General features: G+C 73.2%; 15 protein-coding genes and 2 tRNA genes. 4 read left to right on the top strand and 13 right to left on the bottom strand.

Going from position 1 to position 19733, the window contains the following annotated elements; all coding sequences use genetic code 11:
* Positions 1-76: 76 nt before the first annotated feature.
* Complete coding sequence (gene holA / locus ACWD0A_RS08615; protein ID WP_451295924.1) at positions 77-1063, bottom strand: DNA polymerase III subunit delta; 987 nt, start codon at positions 1061-1063, stop codon at positions 77-79.
* 69 nt (positions 1064-1132) lie between these two features.
* Between holA and ACWD0A_RS08610 the strand changes: the two genes are divergently transcribed.
* Positions 1133-1375 carry a hypothetical protein gene (locus tag ACWD0A_RS08610; protein ID WP_177152413.1) on the top strand — a complete coding sequence of 81 codons (243 nt, stop codon included), beginning with the start codon at positions 1133-1135 and terminating at the stop codon, positions 1373-1375.
* A gap of 113 nt (positions 1376-1488) precedes the next feature.
* On the opposite strand, the gene ACWD0A_RS08605 is transcribed toward ACWD0A_RS08610, so the two are convergent.
* From ACWD0A_RS08605 to leuS, 6 genes are all read right to left on the bottom strand, one after another.
* Positions 1489-2316, bottom strand: a complete 828-nt coding sequence (locus ACWD0A_RS08605) for an arylamine N-acetyltransferase family protein (protein WP_451295922.1) — start codon at positions 2314-2316, stop codon at positions 1489-1491.
* A 233-nt stretch (positions 2317-2549) separates the two neighbouring features.
* Positions 2550-5189 (bottom strand): ComEC/Rec2 family competence protein, encoded by a 2640-nt coding sequence (locus ACWD0A_RS08600; protein WP_451295920.1) that lies wholly within the window; start codon positions 5187-5189, stop codon positions 2550-2552.
* Positions 5186-6289 (bottom strand): helix-hairpin-helix domain-containing protein, encoded by a 1104-nt coding sequence (locus ACWD0A_RS08595; protein WP_451295918.1) that lies wholly within the window; start codon positions 6287-6289, stop codon positions 5186-5188. Before ACWD0A_RS08595 ends, ACWD0A_RS08600 begins: the two co-directional genes overlap by 4 nt.
* Before the next feature lie 525 nt (positions 6290-6814).
* Complete coding sequence (locus ACWD0A_RS08590; RefSeq protein ID WP_451295916.1) at positions 6815-7660, bottom strand: DegV family protein; 846 nt, start codon at positions 7658-7660, stop codon at positions 6815-6817.
* Between the two features lie 112 nt (positions 7661-7772).
* Positions 7773-8546 carry a hypothetical protein gene (locus ACWD0A_RS08585; RefSeq protein ID WP_451295914.1) on the bottom strand — a complete coding sequence of 258 codons (774 nt, stop codon included), beginning with the start codon at positions 8544-8546 and terminating at the stop codon, positions 7773-7775.
* 108 nt (positions 8547-8654) lie between these two features.
* The gene (leuS, locus tag ACWD0A_RS08580) at positions 8655-11507 is read right to left on the bottom strand and encodes a leucine--tRNA ligase (protein ID WP_451295912.1); all 2853 of its coding nucleotides are present in this window, start codon (positions 11505-11507) and stop codon (positions 8655-8657) included.
* Between the two features lie 519 nt (positions 11508-12026).
* Between leuS and ACWD0A_RS08575 the strand changes: the two genes are divergently transcribed.
* On the top strand, positions 12027-13517 hold the full coding sequence (locus ACWD0A_RS08575) for a hypothetical protein (protein ID WP_451295910.1): 1491 nt from the start codon (positions 12027-12029) through the stop codon (positions 13515-13517).
* Positions 13514-15103 (top strand): NADH-quinone oxidoreductase subunit NuoF family protein, encoded by a 1590-nt coding sequence (locus ACWD0A_RS08570; RefSeq protein ID WP_307715537.1) that lies wholly within the window; start codon positions 13514-13516, stop codon positions 15101-15103. The genes ACWD0A_RS08575 and ACWD0A_RS08570 overlap by 4 nt, the downstream gene beginning before the upstream one ends.
* A 60-nt stretch (positions 15104-15163) precedes the next feature.
* Here ACWD0A_RS08570 and ACWD0A_RS08565 read toward each other — a convergent pair.
* From ACWD0A_RS08565 to ACWD0A_RS08555, 3 genes are all read right to left on the bottom strand, one after another.
* Positions 15164-15236, bottom strand: a tRNA-Ala gene (locus ACWD0A_RS08565).
* A 140-nt stretch (positions 15237-15376) separates the two neighbouring features.
* On the bottom strand, positions 15377-15550 hold the full coding sequence (locus ACWD0A_RS08560) for a hypothetical protein (protein ID WP_018846673.1): 174 nt from the start codon (positions 15548-15550) through the stop codon (positions 15377-15379).
* A gap of 305 nt (positions 15551-15855) precedes the next feature.
* Positions 15856-17295 (bottom strand): MFS transporter, encoded by a 1440-nt coding sequence (locus tag ACWD0A_RS08555; RefSeq protein ID WP_451295907.1) that lies wholly within the window; start codon positions 17293-17295, stop codon positions 15856-15858.
* 102 nt (positions 17296-17397) lie between these two features.
* On the opposite strand from ACWD0A_RS08555, the gene ACWD0A_RS08550 reads away from it, so the two are divergent.
* Positions 17398-18261, top strand: coding sequence for a helix-turn-helix transcriptional regulator (locus tag ACWD0A_RS08550; protein WP_451295905.1), 864 nt, complete (start codon positions 17398-17400; stop codon positions 18259-18261).
* Between the two features lie 103 nt (positions 18262-18364).
* Here the strand turns inward: ACWD0A_RS08550 and ACWD0A_RS08545 are convergent.
* From ACWD0A_RS08545 to rsfS, 3 genes are all read right to left on the bottom strand, one after another.
* Positions 18365-18437: transfer RNA gene (locus ACWD0A_RS08545), tRNA-Ala, on the bottom strand.
* 172 nt (positions 18438-18609) lie between these two features.
* Positions 18610-19296, bottom strand: coding sequence for a histidine phosphatase family protein (locus ACWD0A_RS08540; RefSeq protein ID WP_451295965.1), 687 nt, complete (start codon positions 19294-19296; stop codon positions 18610-18612).
* Positions 19293-19727, bottom strand: coding sequence for a ribosome silencing factor (gene rsfS, locus ACWD0A_RS08535; RefSeq protein ID WP_451295963.1), 435 nt, complete (start codon positions 19725-19727; stop codon positions 19293-19295). The genes ACWD0A_RS08540 and rsfS overlap by 4 nt, the downstream gene beginning before the upstream one ends.
* Positions 19728-19733 lie beyond the last annotated feature (6 nt).

Raw genomic sequence — 19733 nt, 5'->3', positions numbered from 1 at the left:
GAACCGCGCGCCGGGCGCGACGCCTCGTCGTCCGGGCGGTTCCCCGAGGGGGCCCGGCGTGACATGCCCCTTGAGGTCAGGCGCGGCGGAGGCGGGCCGCTCGGGCGATCGTGACGACCGCCTTCTCCAGGGCGTACTCCGCGTCGTCGCCGCCGCCCTTCACCCCCGCGTCCGCTTCCGCGATCGCCCGCAGCGCCATCGCGACACCGTCCGGGGTCCAGCCGCGCATCTGCTGGCGGACCCGGTCGATCTTCCACGGCGGCATGCCCAGCTCGCGCGCGAGGTCGGCCGGCCTGCCGCCCCGCGCGGAGGACAGCTTTCCGATCGCGCGCACACCCTGCGCCAGCGCGCTGGTGATCAGCACGGGGGCGACGCCGGTCGACAGCGACCAGCGCAGCGCTTCCAGCGCCTCCGCCGCCCGGCCCTCGACGGCCCGGTCGGCGACGTTGAAGCTCGACGCCTCGGCGCGGCCGGTGTAGTAGCGCCCCACGATCGCCTCGTCGATCGTGCCCTCGACGTCGGCGGTCAGCTGGGACACCGCGCTCGCCAGCTCCCGCAGGTCGCTGCCGATGGCATCGACCAGGGCCTGACACGCCTCGGGCGCCGCGGACCGCCCCAGCGCCCGGAACTCCGAGCGGACGAAGGTGAGCCGCTCGGCCGGCTTCGTCGTCTTGGGGCAGGCGACCTCGCGCGCGCCCGACTTCCGGGCCGCGTCGAGCAGCCCCTTGCCCTTCGCACCGCCGGGGTGCAGGAGCACGAGCGTGATCTCCTCCGCGGGGGCGTCGAGGTACGCCTTGACGTCCTTGATCGTGTCGGCCGACAGATCCTGCGCGTTGCGCACGATCACGACCTTGCGCTCGGCGAAGAGCGAGGGGCTCGTCAGCTCGGCGAGGGTGCCGGGCTGCACCTGGTCGGCGGTGAGGTCGCGTACGTCGGTGTCGGCGTCGGCGGCCCGCGCGGCGGCCACCACCTGCTGCACGGCGCGGTCGAGGAGCAGGTCCTCCTGGCCCACGGCGAGAGTGACGGGGGCGAGCGGGTCGTCGGTCGAATTCTTCCTGGCCATCGCGGTCAAGCATCCCACGGGCCACTGACACCCTCCGCCGCGTCCCGCGGCATACCGGAGAATGGGCCGGTGAACGAACGACATGTACTGGTGCTGCCCGACCGCGACGCCGCCGAGGAAGCGGCCGAGGAGCTGGCGGAACGCTTCGGCGTCACGGACGAACCGCAGCTGGTGCGGGACGCGCTGGCCGGCGAGGACGACGCCGAGGACGCCCAGTGGCTCGTCGTGGTGGAGGACCCCGAGGGACGCCTGGACGCGAGCGCGCTCGACGAGTTCGCCGCCGGGTACGAGGGCTGGCTCGAGGCGCCGTGACCGAGGGCGCGGAGGCCGGGCGGCGGTCCGCCTGATCTTCCTCCGCGCCTGCCGCCCAGGAAGGGCGAGCGGGACGGTGCGCCGCAGGTCCGGATCGGACCTGCGGCGTCGCCTCAGCCGGCTGCCGGATCGGGCGGAAGCCGGTCGAGCACCAGCCCGAAATGCTCCTCGTACGCGGCCAGTACCGCCGCGTCGCCGGACAGCTGCCGCTCGTGCCGCTCACCGTGGGCGGTGACCACCAGCTTGCGTCCGCTCAGGGTGACGCGGCCTTCGGGAGTCAGCCGCGAGCAGACGAGGGAGCGGGTGAACTGCGAGGCCGGCGACGTGCGGTGGTACCAGGCCCCGGCCTCGAAGTCGGTGAGGTCACGCGGCCGGGTGTCGATCCGGAACTGCCGCTTGCCGTCCCGCAGCAGGTCGAGGTCCCCGTACTGCGCCCGGGCCACGATGCGGAACACACCGGCCGGGTCCTGCTGGTCCTCCCTGTCGTCCAGCGCGAGCGGATGATGGCTGTGGTCCCCGAACCCGACGTCCGCCAGCCACGGCCCGGTGCCGTCGACCGTCTCCACGCGCAGGGTGAGGTGGTCGTACGGAATGCCGAGCCGCCCGCCGTCCCCGAAGACACGCGCCTGGTAGAGCGTCACGGTGAAGCCGAGAGCGCGCAGCAACGCCGCGAACGCGCCGTTGAGTTCGTAGCAGAAGCCGCCCCGCCGGGCCTCCACCACCTTGGCGACGAGCAGTTCGTCGGCGAGGACGATGTCCTCGCCCCGGTGGATCGACAGATTCTCGAACGGCACCGTGCGCAGATGCCGCAGCTGGAGATCGCGCAGGGCCGCCGCGTCGGCCCGCGCCGGCCGGCCGGCGCCGATCCGGCGCAGGTACGCGTCCACGGTCTGCGGCGAGAGCGCGGGCGGCGGCTGCCGCTCCTGTCCTGGTGTTCCCATGTCGGCAGTCTCGTCGGTCGCGCGCCGCCACGCCATGCGCCGCAGGTCGGAGCCCCGGCGGCGTACGGTCCCGGGCCTCCCGGCGGAACGCGTCGGTCTCCGGAACCAGGGCTCCCCGGACCCGCGGCCGGTGCGTGGGCTTCGCTGCCTGCGGGGCACCTCTGGCGGCCCGCGGCCCAGGATCCGCCCCCGGCCCGGATCCGCCGCCACGCCCGTCCGGATCGGACCCCGGCCTAGGACCCACCAGGCCCCGCGCGGGTCGTGACTCGCAGGCGCGGGCCGGCTCCGGCCACCGCGATCGCCCCGTCCCGGTCCGTACGCAGCACCATCGCTCCCTGGGACCGCAGCAGCCCGACGGTCCCCGGCGCCGGGTGCCCGTACGGGTTGTCGCGCCCACAACTGATGAGCGCCAGCCTCGGCCGGACCCCGGCAAGCAGCGCGGGGTGCTGGTACGCCGAGCCGTGATGGGCCACCTTGAGCACGTCCACCCGCGGTATCAACGGATGCGCCCGCAGCAGCGCCTGCTGGGCGGGCGGTTCGAGGTCGCCGAGGAGCAGCAGTGACAGACCGCCCGTCGCGCGGACCAGCAGGGCGACGCTGGCGTCGTTCGGGCCCTGCGGCCTCAGGCCCGCCCCGGCGTCCGGCCACAGCACCTGCCAGTCGATGCCGCCTGTGCGGCGGCGCTCGCCCGGTGCGGCGCGCGCGACGGGCACCCCGGCCGTTGCGGCGATGCGCCGGACGAACTCGGCCTGTCCGGCAGGCTCCTGAAGGGTTGTCGTCTGGATGATCCCGACGCTCCTTCCTCTGAGCGCGCCGGGCAGCCCGGCGACATGGTCGGCGTGGAAATGCGTGATCAGGAGCAACGGGATCCTTGTCACGCCGAGCTCCCGCAGGCAGCGGTCCGCCAGCTCCGGGTCGGGACCCGCGTCCACGACCACGGCCGTACCGCTCCCGGCCGCGAGGACGGTGGCGTCTCCCTGTCCGACGTCGCACATCACGTAGTCCCACTCCCGCGGCGGCCAGCCGCTGATGACCCCGGTGATCGGCGGCGGGCGCAGCACCACCAGGAGCAGCAGCAGTGCGCACAGCGCGCCTGCCAGCGGATGGCGTGGCAGCCGCCGGACCAGGAGCAGCACCACGGCCGTGACCGCCGCCAGCAGCAGCCCGCCGGTCCAGCCGCGCGGCCAGCCGGCGTCCGCACCGGGCAGCGCCGCGCCGGTCCGCGCCACGGAGGCGATCCAGCCGGCCGGCCACCCCGCGCAGCGAGCCAGCACCTCCGCGACCGGTATCGCCACCGGCGCCGCCGCCAGCGCGGCGAAGCCGAGGACCGTGGCCGGCGCGACGGCGACTTCGGCGACGAGGTTGCAGGGGATCGCGACCAGGCTGACGCGGGCGGCGAAGACCGCCACCACAGGTCCGCAGACGGCCTGTGCCGCGGCGGCCGCGGCCAGGGCCTCGGCGAGCCGTGGCGGCACGCGCCGCCGCTGGAGAGCGGCGCTCCACCCGGGTGCGACGGTGAGCAGCGCCCCCGTGGCGAGCACGGACAGCACAAAGCCATAACTCCGCGCCAGCCACGGGTCGTACAGCACGAGCAGCAGCACGGCGGCGGCCAGCGCGGGGACGAGCGATCTGCGGCGGCCGGTCCCGATGGCGAGCAGGGTGACGAGCCCGCAGGCCGCTGCCCGCAGCACGCTCGGCTCCGGCCGGCACACGACGACGAACGCGAGCGTGAGCGCGCCTCCGAGCAGGGCCGTGCCGCGCAGGGTGATGCCCAACCGGGGTGCGAGGCCGCCTCGCTCCGCGAGCAGTGCCCTGCCGGGTGGGCCGATCAGCAGGATGAGGACGATGGTGAGGTTGCTGCCGGACACGGCCAGCAGATGCGTCAGGTCCGTCGCCTCGAACGCCTCGTGCAGGTCCTCCGGCACGCGGGAGGTGTCGCCGACGACCAGGCCGGGCACCAAGGCCCGGGCATCCGGCGCCAGATCGTCGGTGGCCGCGCGCAGCCCGGCGCGCAGGTCGCCCGCCATGCGCTGGAGGGCGGTGGGTGGTCCGGTGATCCGCGGTGGCCCCGAGCCTCGGGCGCGCAGCACGGCGGCGATGGGGTCGTCCGGCCGGAGCGGCGGTACGAGCCGGCCGGCGAGCCGCAGCCGGGTCGAGGGCAGGAGCCGCCGCCAGTCCGCGACCGCTCCGCCCGCGGGCACCATCACGAGGACCGGCGTCCGTGTGCCGGCGATGACGCCGCCCGGTCCCGTCACCCGCGTCGCCTCGGCGTTCAGCACGGTCGCTCCCGGCGCCATCCGGTTGCCGACGACCTTGGGCCGCACGGGTCTCGGGTCCGAGGTGACGGTCAACTCCAGTGTCACGTGAGCCTGCTGACGAGCGAGCTCGGGCAGCGGCCCACGGCGCACGTCGGCACTGTGCAGCCCCGCGGAGGCCGCCGCGGCGGCGGCGCACAGCAGCACGCCGACGACGGCAGTGGCGTTGAGCCGCAGGCGCGCCCCGTCCCCGTCGAGCCGCAGGCGTGAGCCGTCCGCGGCCAACCGCCGCAGGAAACCCTCCTCGTGGAGCCACCCGCGCGAGCCCTCCGCGCTGAGCAGCCGAGGCGTGCCGTCTCCCCCGGAGCCATGCGACGACGGTGCTCGGGCCCTCCACCGCCGGCGTGCGACCAGCACGAGCGGAATCGTGCCCGCCGTCACGATGCATACGGCGACACCCGTCGCCGTCCACCGGCCCGGAGCGGCGACGGCGAGCGCCGCCGCTGCCCAGGCCGCCAGGGCGGGAGGGACGAGACGCAGATCGGCGGGTCCCTCCTGACGCGGTGCCGCCGCGCCCAGCCGGTTCCGCGACACGGCGTGAACGGCCGCCCGTGTCATGGCCGCACCCGGTTCTGCAGATCCGCGAACCGCCGGTCGCCGATCCCGTTGACCTCGCGCAGCTCGTCGACCGAGCGGAAGCCTCCGTTTCTGGTGCGGTGGTCGATGATGTGCTGGGCCAGAACAGGGCCCACACCCGGCAGCGTCTCCAACTGCTCGACGGTTGCCGTATTGAGGCTGATCGGTCCGGTCGCCGCCCCGACGGGGCCGGTCCCCGTCGGGCCGGACGGCCCCGCCCCGGCGACGGACGGCGGCGCACCGACGACCACCTGCTCCCCGTCCATCAGCACACGTGCCCGGTTGAGGCCCGTCACGTCCGTCCCTGTCGTCACTCCCCCGGCCGCCTCCAGTGCGTCGGCCACCCGGGATCCGGCGGGCAGGCGCAGCACGCCCGGCCTGCGGACCTTGCCGCTCACGTCCACCACGATCCGTGCGGACGGCCGGGCCTCGGCGGGCGCGGGGACACCGGGCGCCGGCGCGGATGCCGCCACGGGGTCCGGCGGCGGCTGCTCCGCGCCCTGCTGGACCACCTCCGGGGCCCGTACGGCCTGCGGCCGCCCCGCCCAGAAGTGCTGGGCCGCGAAGACGGCGCCGACCACGAGAACGACGGCCAGGGCGGCGAGCGTCCGCGGTTCGAGTCCGCACCTGAGCTGCACCCACACGGGCAGACGCTCGCGCAGCGCGAGCCACTGTGCTGCGCTGCGCGGTCCTGTGGCTGCGCGGCCGGCGTCGGTCCGTTCCCCCGCCCCCGTCGCCTGGCCGTCCGCGCCGGGGCCGCGCCGTCCGCCGCCATGGGACGGTGCGCGCAGCTCCGCCGCGGCGGGGACGGGCCGGTACGCCGAAGCGCCGGGGCCGGGGGACGGGGCACGCCTCGCCGGGACGCCTGGACGGGCCGGGGGGTCGGGAGCCGACGGGATGGGGCGCGTCGCGGGGTCCGGCCCCGCGGCGGGCTGGACTCCCGCGAACAGCGCGTCGGCCCTCCGGCGGACGGCGTCGGCGCCGGCGGTCGACGCCCGGCCGCCCCTGAGCCGCCCGGGCCGCAGAAGACGGCGGTCCGCGGCAGCGGTCGGCTCACCGGCCGTCGATGCGGCCTCGCCCACGGTGCCCCATCCCCCAGTGGCCCCGGGGTCCAGGCCGGAACCGGCACGCACCACCCTGGTCGGCGTGCCACCGCGATCCGCTCGCGCTCCCACCGTCGGACGCCCCATCACCGGACGCGCCCCGCCCGGCGGCCCCGCACCCGCCTCCGGAAACCGGTCCGTCAGCGGCCCGGCCCTGCCGGCCGGGTCGGCTCCGGAGGTTCGTGCGTCAGGGCTGCTTCCCGTGGCGCGGTGACGGCCCCTCGGGGCGAGGCGCAGGCGGCCGTGGTGCCCGTGGCGTACACGCCCGTCGGAGGCCGGGGCACGGCCGGGTCCACTCGTCGCGGAACGTGATCGAAGAGTCATGCCACAGGACGGTAGGCACATGTGCCCGAATCCGCTGAACAGGCCCAATTCCTGTGGACAGACCACCGGTTGTGGACATCTCGGCCACTCCCCCGAGTGACCACCGCTGCGCCAACGCGGTCACCACCAGCGGCAACTCGCCCACGGCACCGCCGCCTCGGCGCATACGGCGCCGGTCCCTCAACGAGCCGAGACCACAACTCCCAGCAGACCCGGCCCGGTATGGGCACCGATCACCGCGCCCACCTCGCTCACGTGCAGGTCGGCCAGTCCGAGCACTCGGTCGCGCAGCCGGTCCGCGAGCGCCGCGGCCCGCTCGGGTGCCGCGAGATGATGGACCGCGATGTCCACCGGAGCCGAACCGGCCCGCTCGGCGACGATCTCCTCCAGCCGGGCGATGGCGCGTGAGGCGGTCCGTACCCGCTCCAGCGGTTCGATCCGGCCCCCTTCGAGCTGCAGGAGCGGCTTCACGGCGAGCGCGGAACCCAGGAGGGCCTGCGCGGCGCCGATCCGGCCGCCGCGGCGCAGATAGTCGAGGGTGTCGACGTAGAAGTAGGCGGACGTGCCCTCGGCGCGCTTCTCGGCCGCCGCGACGGCCTCGTCCAGGGAACCGCCCGCCTCCGCCGCCTCTCCTGCGGCGAGCGCGCAGAAGCCGAGCGCCATGGCCACCATGCCCGTGTCGACGACCCGCACCGGCACGGGTGAGTCCTTCGCGGCGAGCACCGCGGCGTCGTAGGTCCCGGAGAACTCGGACGACAGGTGCAGCGACACGATCCCGGTCGCACCGGTCTCGGCGATGGCCCGGTACGTCCGCACGAACGTTTCTGGGCTGGGCCGGGACGTGGTCACCGGCCGGCGCTTCTGCAGCGCGAGAGCCAGCGAGCGCGCCGAGATCTCCGTGCCCTCCTCCAGCGCCCGATCTCCGAGCACGACGGTCAGGGGGACCGCGGTGATGCTGTGCCGCTCCATCATCTGTGGCGGCAGGTAGGCCGTTGAATCGGTGACGATAGCGACATGGCGGGACATGAGCGGGAGGTTACCCGCAGCAGGTGCCGGGCGGCAGCCCGGCACCTGCCCGGCATTCCTCCGAGGCGCGCAGGAGACCGGCCCGAAGGGCGGCTCGGCCGGCCGTCCCTGATCAGTTGGAGGTCTCGGGGCGGGCGGACTTCTGCCACGGATAGGCGGTCTGCTGCCGAGGGTCCCGTGCCGTGATGGCCTGCGGCTGCCCCGGAGCCGACTGCTCCGGTGCCTGGTCCGGCTCCGCCCAGTGTTGCTCGGCCGGTGCACCGGGGGCGCGCGATGCGGCGCCGCCGGCGTCCGCGACGCGGCCCGCGTCGTGGTCCGGACCGGAGCCCGGGGCATCGGCCGACCAGTGCCGCAGCGCACCGGCCTCCATGTCGATCTGCGCGCTGAGGATGTCCAGCTCGTCCTCGGCGAACTTGCTCGCACGGTCCCGCGCCGCCCAGCGCAGCGATTCCGCGGAATGCGTGATCCGCTCCGTGCGGTCGCGCAGGCCCGGCAGGAGCGAGGCGACCGTCGCCCGGTCGGGCTCGCGCTCCAGCCGCTTGAGCTCGGCGTCGAGCTCCTGTCCGTGGGCGCTCAGCCGCCGGAACAGCGCCAGCGACTCGGAGAGCGACGCGTCCTCCGCCACGCCCGCCTGCAGCGCTTCCTGCGTCGCCCGCATCGATGTGCGCAGCGCCAGCCGGAGCTGCGCAAGCTCGCCGCTCACGCCGCCCTGTCCGTAGCTCTTCGCCCGCAGTGTGGTGTCCTCGACGGTGCGCCGCGCCTGGGTGACCGTGCGCTCGACGCCGCGCTTGGCCGCGCCCACCGCCTTGGCGGCGACATACACCCCCAATGCCACGAAGGCGAAGAAAAGCAGCGCCAGGATCGTGATTACGGCTCCGGCATCCATGAACGCCCTCCGGCATCGGTTCTGGTTCTTCCCACGGTAAACGGAAAGGGCAGGCCGAGGGTTCCACCACAACCCTCGACCTGCCCCTAGGGGAGAACCCCGGTCCCGCTACGCGGGAACGATGTTGACCAGCTTCGGCGCCCGCACGATGACCTTGCGGATGCCCGCACCGCCCAGCGCCGCGACGACCGCCTCGTCGCGCAGCGCCAGCGCCTCCAGGTCCGCGTCCGTGATCGAGGGGGAGACCTCCAGGCGCGCCTTGACCTTGCCCTTGATCTGCACGACGCAGGTCACGGTCTCGTCCACGACGTACGCCGGGTCGGCGACCGGGAAGTCGGCGTGCACGACCGAGTCGGTGTGGCCCAGCTTCCGCCACAGCTCCTCGGCGATGTGCGGGGCCAGCGGGGCGATCAGCAGCACCAGCGGCTCGGCGACCGAGCGCGACAGCGGGCCGGCGGTCTTGGTCAGGTGGTTGTTCAGCTCGGTGATCTTGGCGATCGCCGTGTTGAACCGCATGGCCGCCAGGTCCTGGCCCGCGCCGTCGATGGCCTTGTGCAGGGCACGCAGGGTGTTTTCATCGGGCTCGGCGTCGACGACGGTGACCTCGCCGGTCGACTCGTCGACGATGTTGCGCCACAGCCGCTGCAGCAGCCGGTACTGGCCGACGACCGCACGCGTGTCCCACGGCCGCGACACGTCCAGCGGGCCCATCGCCATCTCGTACAGCCGCAGGGTGTCGGCGCCGTACTCCGCGCAGATCTCGTCCGGAGTGACCGCGTTCTTCAGGGACTTGCCCATCTTGCCCAGCTCGCGCTTGACGGGCTCGCCCTCGAAGAAGAACGTGCCGTCGCGCTCCTCGACCTCGGTGGCCGTCACGGGGAAGCCGCGGCTGTCCCGGTAGACGTACGCCTGGATCATGCCCTGGTTGTACAGCTTGTGGAACGGCTCGGCGGACGAGACGTGCCCCAGGTCGAACAGCACCTTGGACCAGAACCGGGCGTACAGCAGGTGCAGCACGGCGTGCTCGGCACCGCCCACGTACAGGTCGACACCGCCGTGCGGCTGCCCCTCGCGCGGGCCCATCCAGTACTGCTCGATGGCCGGGTCGACCAGCTTCTCGCTGTTGTGCGGGTCCAGGTAGCGCAGCTCGTACCAGCACGAACCCGCCCAGTTGGGCATGGTGTTGGTCTCGCGGCGGTACTTCTTCGGACCGTCGCCCAGGTCCAGCGTCACAGTGACCCAGTCGCCGTTGCGGGACAGCGGCGTCTCGGGCTGGGTGTCGGCGTCGTCCGGGTCGAAGGTGCGCGGCGAGTAGTCGTCGACCTCCGGCAGCTCCAGCGGCAGCATGGACTCCGGCAGGGCGTGCGCGACGCCGTCCTCGTCGTACACGATCGGGAACGGCTCGCCCCAGTAGCGCTGGCGGCTGAACAGCCAGTCGCGCAGGCGGAAGTTGACGGTGCCCTCGCCGATGCCCTTGGCGACCAGCCACTCGATGATCCGGCTCTTGGCCTCGGCGACCGCCAGACCGTTCAGCGAGATCTCGTCGTTGGCGGAGTTGATCGCCGGCCCCTGGCCGGTGAACGCCTCGCCCTCCCAGCCCTCGGGCGGCTGCACGGTGCGGATGATCGGCAGCTCGAAGGCCTCGGCGAACTCCCAGTCGCGCTCGTCCTGGCCGGGCACGGCCATGATGGCGCCGGTGCCGTAGCCCATCAGCACGTAGTCGGCGACGAACACGGGGATGCGGGTGCCGGTGACGGGGTTCAGCGCGTAGGCGCCGGTGAAGACACCGGTCTTGTCCTTGTGCTCGGTCTGCCGCTCGACGTCGCTCTTCGTCTGGGCCTGCTTGCGGTACGCGGCGACGGCGTCGGCCGGCGTGGCCGCGCCGCCGGTCCACGACTCCTTGACGCCCTCGGGCCACTCGGCGGGCAGGATCGAGTCGATCAGGCCGTGCTCGGGGGCCAGCACCATGTAGGTGGCGCCGAACAGCGTGTCCGGACGGGTGGTGAAGACGGTGATCTTCGCGTCCGAGTGGCCGTCCACGGAGAAGCCGACGCGGGCGCCCTCGGAGCGTCCGATCCAGTTGCGCTGCTGCAGCTTGATGGCTTCGGGCCAGTCCAGCGCGTCCAGGTCGTCCAGCAGCCGGTCGGCGTAGGCGGTGATGCGCATGTTCCACTGGCGCAGCTTGGCCTTGAAGACGGGGAAGTTGCCCCGCTCGGAACGGCCGTCGGCCGTCACCTCCTCGTTGGCCAGCACCGTGCCCAGGCCGGGACACCAGTTGACGGGCGCTTCCGAGGCGTACGCCAGGCGGTACTCGCCCAGGACGTCGGCGCGCTCCTTGGCGCTCAGCTCGCTCCACGCGCGCGTGCCGGGCACGGACCGCTCACCGCTCTCGAACAGGGCGACCAGTTCGTCGATCGGGCGGGCCTTCTTCGCCTCCTCGTCGTACCAGGAGTTGAAGATCTGCAGGAAGATCCACTGGGTCCACTTGTAGTAGTCCGGGTCGATCGTGGCGAACGAACGGCGCTTGTCGTGGCCCAGACCCAGCCGGCGCAGCTGCGCCTTCATGTTGACGATGTTCGCCTCGGTCGACACGCGCGGGTGCGTGCCGGTCTGCACGGCGTACTGCTCGGCCGGCAGGCCGAAGGCGTCGAAGCCCAGGGTGTGCAGGACGTTGTGCCCGGTCATGCGCTGGTGGCGGGCGAAGACATCCGTGGCGATGTAGCCCAGGGGGTGACCGACGTGCAGGCCCGCACCCGAGGGGTACGGGAACATGTCCATGATGAACTTCTTGGGGCGAGCGGCCACGGCCGGGTCGCCGGCCAGGTCACCGCTCGGGTTCGGCGCCTCGTAGATCCCCTCGGCGTCCCAGAAGTCCTGCCAGCGTGCCTCGATGTCGGCCGCCATGGCAGCCGTATAACGATGCGGGGCTGCTGCCTCGGCAGCAGAAGTCATCTCGCTCATGATCCTTAAAAGCTCCATCGATCGTCTCTGCCAGCTGCCGCTGATTCATCCGGTGACGAAATGAAAAATCCCCTCGCACAGGAGGGGACGCCGCGCCGATTCCGACGGGTCTTTCATCCGTCGGGACTGATCAGCGCGGCTCACTAAGCAGAAGGCGTACGGCACGCATGGCGTCAGGGTACCGCAGCGGGGGAAGTGGCCGCATTCGCCGTCCACGGCACCCGTGACCGGGCCGGTCGGCGGCTCGCGAGCGATCTTGGATCCGCCTTACTCCGCGTATCGACCCTATACAGGGCAACCCCCGGGTCAGTTGCCGCTGCTTCCCTGCGAATAACCCTGAAACCTCGTACCGGGCGGTATGGGTCGACCTAGAGTGCGTCAACGGGACAGCTTTCCCGCACCATTCGGAGTCGCCCCATGAACCCTCGTATCAAACAGCGTTTGTCGCCGGGCCCAGGGCCCGGACTCGGCCGCCCGGTGCAAGGCGGCCTCTACGCAGCCGCGTTGATCCTCATCCCCGTGCTCGCCATCGGGGGCAGCGACAGCTTTCGCGCCGCGCTCGACTTCACCACCGGGGTTCTGTCCCTGGTGTCGCTGACCGCATCCGTCGCGTGGGGTCTGATCGCCACCGACCGGGTCCTTCTCTCCCCGCGCCACCGTCTGCTCGCCCAGGGCATCCACCGGACGACCGCGTTCGCCTCGCTCGGCTTCCTGCTGCTGCACGCCACCGTGAAGGTCTCGCTCGGGCACGTGGCGGTGATCGGCGCGCTGATCCCGTTCGGGCTCGGAGTCACGGGCACCTCCGCCCTCATCGGCTTCGGCTCGCTGGCGGGCTTCCTCATGGTGGTGGCCGCCACGACCGGAGCGCTGCGCAGCGCGCTGGCTGGCAACATCCGTGTCGCCGGCCGCTGGCGGCCACTGCACATGCTGGCCTATCCGGCCTGGTGCTTCGCCCTCGTCCACGGACTCTACGCGGGTCGCCCGGCGGCGACCTGGGTCGTCACCATGTACTGCCTGGCCCTGCTCGGAGTGGCGGCCGCGGTGTCGGTCCGGCTGCTGCCGCGGCCGGTGCAGCGACGCGTCGCCGCCCGGATCATGTCCCTGACCGGCGTCGGCGACGGCGGACCGCCCGCCGCCGACGAGCAGGCACAGCGCGATCCGATCATGTCGCCGCTGCCCGGCGCGGGCGGACTGAACGGGGCGGGCCGCTCGCCCGTATCCGCCGGCATGGACCGCATGGACCGCATGGACAGGGCGAACGGCATCCCGTCGCAACGCCCCTACGAGCAGGATTTCCAGCAGCCGCTCGGACAGGCGCGCGCACAGCCGCCCCGGCTGGCCGCACCCTCGCCGCAGCTCTACGAGGCCCCTCCGCCGCCGGACGCCGAGCCGACGGTGGTCCCCAGCGGTTCCGGCACCGGCCGCGGCCCCGGCATGGCCGCGGCCTACCGCGCCGTGTCCCTGGCGGCCGACACCGCCGCCCCGCTCGCCGAGCGCGTGCCGATGACCGAGGAGATACCCGTGGTGTCCGAGACGGGACCCCGTCCGGGCACCTGGCCCACCCCCTCGCCGCCTCCGCCGGCCCAGGCCGTACGCCCGGAGCCGGCACCCCCGCTGTACGACACCCCGCCCCCGCCGCCGTTCGACCCCGCACCCTCCTACAACACCCCGCCCCCGCCGCCGTTCGACCCCGCACCCTCCTACGACACCCCGCCCACGCCACTGTTCGACCCGGCCACCTCCTACGACACCCCGCCCGCGTACGGCGCCACCACGCCGTCCTACGGCTCCACGGCGGCCTACGACACCACCGGGGCCTACGACACCACCGCCGCCTCCTACGGCGCCGCCGGTGCGGACGAGGCCGCGTCACCGCCCCCGTACGAGGACCGCTCCGCGTACGGAACCGGCGGCCCCGCCGCGTACGACGAGACAGCGCCGATGCCAGGGCCCCTCTTTCAGCCGCCGGCCGGAGAGCCCTGGAACGCACCTGCAGGAGAACGACCGTGAACGCCCCGCTCCCCGACGTCCCCGAGGTCCGCGTCGTCGGGCTCCCCCAGCTGACACAGGGCTTCGACCTGGTCGAACGCCTCGACCTGCAGATGCATCTGAAGGTCCACGGGCCGCTGGAGCCGGTCAGCGGCGAGCGGCTGGCCCAGCTGGCCGAGGAGATATCACTGACCGGCCGCGGCGGCGCGGGGTTCCCGTTCGGCAAGAAGCTGCGCGCCGTCGCCAAGTCGGCGATCCGGCGCGGCGTTCGGCCCGTCGTCGTCGTCAACGGCAGCGAGGGCGAACCGGCCTGCCGCAAGGACACGGTGCTGCTCAACCGCGCGCCGCACCTCATCCTCGACGGTGCGCTGCTGGCCGCCGAGGCGCTCGGAGCACGCACCCTGGTCGTCGCGGTCACCCGCAACTCCACGGAGGTCTCGATGCGCGCCGCGCTCGCCGAACGCGGCCTGAACGACCGGCGCGGTCAGCAGCTGCGCGCCAGAGTCGTCCGCACGCCGGAGCGGATGGTCTCCGGAGAGGCGTCCTCCGTCATCCGCGCGGTCAACGGCGGCCCCGCGCTGCCGCCCGGCCGCCGGGTGCGCGCCGCGGACTCCGGCGTCGGCGGCGCGCCGACACTGCTGTCGAACGCCGAGACGTTCGCGCAGCTCGCCGTCGCCGCGCGCATCGGCTCACGCCGCTACGCCCACACGGGCCTGGACTCCGAGCCGGGCACGGTCATGCTGACGATCTCCGGCGCGGTCTCGCGCCCCATGGTCGTCGAGGTGCCCACGGGCGTCCCGCTGCGGTACGTGCTCCAGCTGGCCGGAGCACCGCCGCTGCCGCAGGGCGTGCTCACGGGCGGCTACCACGGCAACTGGATCGACTCGGTCGCCGTGCACGAGGCGGTCGTCTCCAAGGCGTCCCTGGCGTCCGTGGGGGGTGCTCTGGGCGCGGGGGCGATCCTGCCCATCGGCCCGGAGACCTGCCCCCTGGGCGAGTCGCTGCGGGTGGCCAACTGGCTCGCCGCGGAGACCGCCGGCCAGTGCGGCCCCTGCAAGCTCGGCCTGCCGGCCGCGGCGGGCGGTCTGGCCGACGTGATCAACGGCGGCGGCCCGGCGGCACTGGAGGCGCTGCGGGAGGTGACGGGAGCGGTGAAGGGCCGCGGTGCGTGCAAGCACCCGGACGGATCGGCCCGCTTCTTCGCGTCCACCCTGTCCGCGTTCACCGACGACCTCGCGGCCCATGTGCTGGACGGCGGCTGCGGTCGGCCGGTGACCGGTGTGCTGCCGCTTCCGCTGCCCGGTTACGAGGAGGCGGAGGAGTCCATTCCCAGCGGCGAGAAGGTCTTCATCGACTGGACGCTCTGCCAGGGGCACGGCCTGTGCGCCGACATCATCCCGGAGCTGATCCGGCTCAACCCGGACGGCTACCCGTCGGTGGCCGACGCGGTGGTCCCGATGCACATGCGCGGGCGCGCGCAGCGTGCCGTGCGCCGCTGCCCGGCGCTCGCGATGCGGATCGAGCAGGTCGCCGCCCCCGCGCCGGAGCCGTCGCGCCCCGCGCTGCCCAGCAGCAACCGCAAGGCCCTTGGCAGCGGCCGGAGTTGACCGAACGCGCCGACACGGAGAAGCGGGCCACCCGATCCGGGTGGCCCGCTTCTTCTTCTGTGGAGCTAAGGAGAATTGAACTCCTGACCTCCTGCATGCCATGCAGGCGCTCTACCAACTGAGCTATAGCCCCTTGCTCTGTGTCACTTCCGGGTTCCCCCGCGGCGACGTAGAGAACATTAACGCCCTCGTCGGCGCATCTCCAAATCGTTTTCCTTCGAGCCCGACACATCCCGGATTGTCCGCTTCAGGGGCGGGTGGCGCAGGGAGGGGTCAGGCGGTCGCGAACGAGTAGAAACGCTTGAGGGTGCAGTGCTCGTCCAGCAGCCGGCCGTAGATCGGCTCCCCCTCGAGCTCCCGGTAGGTCTCGATGGGGTCGCCTTTTATGATCAGCGCCCGCGCGCACTCCTCGCACCAGTACTGGTACTCCGGATTGACCGGATCCATGTCCCTGACGATCGGCGTACCGCTGCCGCACCAGTCGCATTTCCGCCTGTGGGCACCCATCATTCAGCTCCAGCTGTGGCCGCAGGCCGTGCACACGTAGGAAACCCCTCCGTTGTCCCCGAGGACCTGGGCGACATGGGCGGAACCGCAGGAAGGACAGCTGAGGCGAGCACGTGCCTCCGCCGTGGCAAGCAGGTCATCGGCAGCCTCCCCGGCTTCCTCGCCGCTGGCGGACATCGTGCGCTCCCTCCCGTACCGCCGGTGGCCCTCCGGCCGTCCGATTCTGCCATGGCCACGCAAGGAGGTCAGCGGCGTTTGCGAACGAGACCGGCCACGGCGCCCAGCCCACAGGCGGCCGACAGCGCGAGCGCGGTCACCCACAGGGCGTCCGCGGATGCCTGGGGGCCCGGTTCGGTCAGCCGGCCGAGGAAGAGCGTGCCGAACACGGCGACGCCGATGATCTGCCCCAGCTGGGTGACGGTCACCAGCAGCCCGCTCGCGTCCGCGGCGTCCTCCTGCCGGACCTTCGCCAGCGCGCCGGTCAGCGTGGGGCTGTAGGCGGCCGCCATGCCCACCCCGCTGGCCACGAAGGCCGCGTACAGCAGCGGGCCGCCGCCCCCGCCGTCCCGCAGCAGCGCGCCCACGGCGGCGATCCCGAGCCCGGTCACCACGAACCCGGCCGGGGCCAGGGCCCGTTGCCATCCGGCCGGCCAGCGCAGCCAGGTCATCGCCACGGCGCCGAACACGACGGCGGACGGCGCGAACATCACCCCGGCACGCAGCGCGCTGTACCCCAGGCCGCCCTGGACGTGGAGCGTGACGGTGAACAGGAAGGCGGCGTTCACCGCCATGACGACCGCGATCCTCAGCGCCGCGAGGCCGATTCCGGGGCTGCGCAGCACCCTCGGCGAGATCAGGGGCGCACCGCCCCGGCGCGCGAGCCGCGCCTCGTGCGTCAGAAGGCCGCCCAGGACCACCGCCGCCGCGGCCGGCGACAGCCAGGACCACAGGGGCCAGTCCCGCTCCTGCCCCAGGACCAGCGGGACGGTGAACAGCGACACCGCCGCCGCGAGCAGCACCAGACCGGGCAGGTCGAGACCGCCGGCGCGCACCCCGGCCTCGCGACGGTCCCGGGGCAGCACCTTCGCGCCCAGGAGCAGGAGGGCGAGGCCGATGGGCACGTTGACGAGGAAGACCGGCCGCCAGCTCGTGCCGAACAGATCGGCGCTGACGAGGACCCCGCCGACCACCTGGCCGGCGGCTGCGCCGCTCGCGAGGACGGCGGAGTAGGCCCCGAGCGCCCGTACTCGGCCCTCCGCGGTGAAGTTGAGCTGGACGAGGCTGAGCACCTGAGGGATCATCAGGGCCGCTCCGGCTCCCTGGAGGAGGCGGAACGCGATCAACTGCCCGGTGCCGGCGGCGAGTCCGCAGGCGAGCGAGAAGGCGGTGAAGGCCGCCAGGCCGCCGAGGAACACGCGGCGGTGGCCGAGCATCGCGCCGAGGCGTGCGCCGGTGATCAGCAGGACGGCGTAGGCGATGGTGTATCCGGCGACGACGAGCTGCAGGTCGGCGCCGGACGTGCGGAGTTCGGCACGGATCGTGGGCGCCGCCGCGTTGACGATGAAGGTGTCGAGCAGCGCCATGAACTGGGCGGCGAGCACGGCGGTCAGCAGCAGCCGGGGACCGCCGCTGTCAGTGGCGGGGGCTTTACTTGATCGTGGGGCACGGGGAACGGTCGTCGTCATGGCGGTGAGATTGCCGCGCCCCGGATACGGGTGACGAGAGCCCGTCGATGCTGGTACTGACAGCACCTGGCAACGGCGGACCGCCACTTCGAGGATGGAGGTGTGACCACGGTGACGACGGGGATCAGGGACGGGGCGCACCCGCGGCGCCGCTCGGAGCTCGCCGCGTTCCTGCGCAGCCGCCGGGCCCGGGTGACACCGGCCGACGTCGGCATGCCACCGGGCCTGCGGCGGCGCACGCCCGGTCTGCGCCGTGAGGAGGTCGCGCAGCTCTCGGGCGTCGGCGTCACCTGGTACACGTGGCTGGAGCAGGGCCGCCCCATCAACGCCTCGGCGCAGGTGCTGGACGCCGTGGCCCGCACCCTGCGGCTCGACCAGCCCGAGCGCGAGCACCTCTACCACCTCGCGGAGGTCCCGTACGCCCCGGACCCCGCGGACGAGGAGCAGAGCGTCGGACCGGAGATCCAGGGTTTGATCGACGCGCTGGACCCTCACCCCGCGGTCGTCTACAACACCCGCTACGACGTCCTGGCCACCAACCCGGCCTACCGCGACCTCTTCGAGCTGGACCGCCCGGAGGCGCTCGGCATGGGCAATGTGCTGTGGGCGCTGTTCACGGTGTCCGAGGCGTCCTGCCCGGTCGTCTTCCGGGAGTCGGAGCTGCCGTTGATGGTGGCACAGCTGCGCGGCGCCTACGGGCGCCATGTGGGCGAGCCGGCCTGGGAGTCGTTCGTCGAGCGCCTGTCGGCGGCCAGCCCGTTCTTCGCGCGGCTCTGGGAGAGCGGCGACGTCGTTCCGCCGGGGCCGCGGGTCAAGACGTTCCGTCACCGGGCGGTCGGCGAGGTGCGGATGACGTCGGTGTCGCTGTCGATCAACGGGATGCCGGAGTGCCGGATCGTGGCGTACACACCGGCCGACGAGGAGAGCGGCGCGCGCATACGGACGCTGCGCGCGAGGCGCGACTGACGGCGCGGCCACGGGGCTGCGCCCGCCGGTTCCGGCACTCTGCGGGGGACCACCGGTACCGACGCGAAGATCCCGCCCCCTGCTGGGGACGGGATCCTGATTGTGGAGCTAAGGAGAATTGAACTCCTGACCTCCTGCATGCCATGCAGGCGCTCTACCAACTGAGCTATAGCCCCGCGCGTTCTTCGCGCTCCGCGCTGCGAACAAGAAGAACTTTAGCCTGCGACCTGCCGGAAAGTGAAATCCGGGTCCGGGGCCGCCCCGGCGGTGGTCGCCGGGGCGTGGCCGGTGCCCGGACCGGCAGCCTTCGCGCGGCAGGACGGGACCTGCCGGGACGGCGGTGCGGTCTCAGGTGTCGTCGCCGAGCACCGGCTCGGGCAGCGTCCCGGCATTGTGCTCCAGCAGCCGCCAGCCGCGTACACCCTCGCCCAGCACCGACCAGCAGCAGTTCGACAGACCGCCGAGGCTCTCCCAGTGGCGGGCCTCCAGGCCCAGGAGCCGGCCGATGGTCGTGCGGATGGTGCCGCCGTGGCTGACGACGACGAGCGTGCCGTCGTCGGGCAGCTTGTCCGCGTGGTGCAGGACCACGGGCGCTGCCCGGTCCGCGACCTCGGTCTCCAGCTCGCCGCCGCCCCGGCGCACGGGCTCGCCGCGCTTCCAGGCGGCGTACTGGTCGCCGTGCTGCGCGACGATCTCGTCGTGGGTCAGACCCTGCCAGACGCCCGCGTACGTCTCGCGCAGCGCGGCGTCGTAGGAGATGTCGACGCCGGTGACGGCGGCCAGCTCGCCCGCGGTCACCGCGGCCCGCTTGAGGTCGGAGGCCACGATCGCGTCGGGCTTCAGCGACGCGAGCAGCCTGGCCGCGCGGCGCGCCTGGGCGACACCGTCCTCGGTCAGCTCGATGTCCGTGGAGCCCTGGAATCGGCGCTCCAGGTTCCAGGCGGTCTGTCCGTGGCGCCACAGGACCACACGACGGCCCCGCTTCCTGCTGGTGCGGCCGTCACCGGCCGCACCCCCGCCGTTGATGCCGTTCAGCTCAGCTCCCCTTCCGCTTCCTTCCCGGCGAGGCGGGCGTGCTCCTCGGCCTTGCCGCGGGTCTTCACGGCGTCCTCGGGCAGCGGGAGCTCCGGGCAGTCCTTCCACAGGCGCTCCAGGGCGTAGAAGACGCGCTCCTCGCTGTGCTGGACGTGGACGACGATGTCGACGTAGTCGAGCAGGATCCAGCGGGCGTCGCGGTCGCCCTCGCGGCGCACCGGCTTGGCGCCGAGCTGCTTGTTCAGCCGCTCCTCGATCTCGTCGACGATCGACTTGACCTGGCGGTCGCTGGGAGCTGAGGCGAGCAGGAAGGCGTCCGTGATGGACAGCACATCGCTGACGTCGTACGCGATGATGTCGTGCGCGAGCCGGTCGGCGGCCGCCTGGGCGGCGGTGTTGACGAGCTCGATGGAACGGTCCGTAGCGGTCACAAGCAG

Source organism: Streptomyces sp. NPDC002867, assembly GCF_053591895.1.
The sequence above is the reverse complement of the archived record's forward strand: the minus strand, read 5'-3'. Positions and strand labels throughout refer to the sequence as shown.